Source organism: Mesorhizobium sp. M7A.F.Ca.CA.002.15.2.1 (assembly GCF_003998715.1).
Classification (GTDB): Bacteria; Pseudomonadota; Alphaproteobacteria; order Rhizobiales; family Rhizobiaceae; genus Mesorhizobium; species Mesorhizobium ciceri.
On sequence record NZ_RZPI01001183.1, the window covers coordinates 1 to 684 of the forward strand.

The 684-nt window shown below is 63.9% G+C and carries 2 protein-coding genes; one reads left to right on the forward strand and one right to left on the reverse strand.

All coding sequences use genetic code 11. The features are described from left to right. Window positions 1–318: AsmA-like C-terminal region-containing protein (locus ENZ74_RS33515; protein ID WP_164761486.1), on the forward strand; the 318-nt coding region annotated here is incomplete at its 5' end. Between the two features lie 6 nt (window positions 319–324). Here ENZ74_RS33515 and ENZ74_RS33520 read toward each other — a convergent pair. Next, window positions 325–684 (reverse strand): S4 domain-containing protein (locus tag ENZ74_RS33520; protein WP_281059772.1); only part of this gene is annotated, 360 nt, incomplete at its 5' end.

The following is a 684-nucleotide window of genomic DNA, read 5'->3' on the forward strand; positions in this document are numbered from 1 at the left end:
ATCGACAAGGGCAGCGGTTACCTGAAAATCGCCAACGGTGTGCTGCGCGGACCGCGCATCGGCACCACGTTCCAGGGCACGCTCTACGACCAGAACAACAACATGGACATGACCGGCACGTTCATGCCGGTCTATGGCCTCAATCGCATCTTCGGCGAATTGCCCATCGTTGGCGCGCTGCTCGGCAATGGCCGCGACCGTGGCCTGATCGGCGTCACCTACCGGCTCAAGGGCAACGCCAACAAGCCGTTGCTGGACATCAATCCGCTGTCGGTGATCGCGCCCGGAATATTCAGGTCGATCTTCGAATATAGGTGAGCGAGTTCAGGCCGGTCGCACCAGAATGTGTTTTTTCTTTCCCAAGGAAAGCTTTACGACGTTTTCCGGACTCAAATCCTGAGGGGTCACCAGCCGGCGCTCGTCGCTCACCGGCTCGTCGTTCAGGCGCACGGCGCCGCCCTGCACATGCCGCCGCGCTTCGCCGTTCGACGCCGCCAGTCCGGCGGTGACCAGCAGCGACAGGATGCCGACGCCGGTTTCGAGCGCTGTCCTGTCGACCTCGACGGTCGGCAGCGACTCCGCGAGCGCGCCTTCCTCGAACGTCTTGCGCGCCGTATCGCTGGCTTGCTCGGCGGCCGCGCGGCCGCCGAGCAAGCCAGCGATACGGCGCGCAAGACGTTCGAG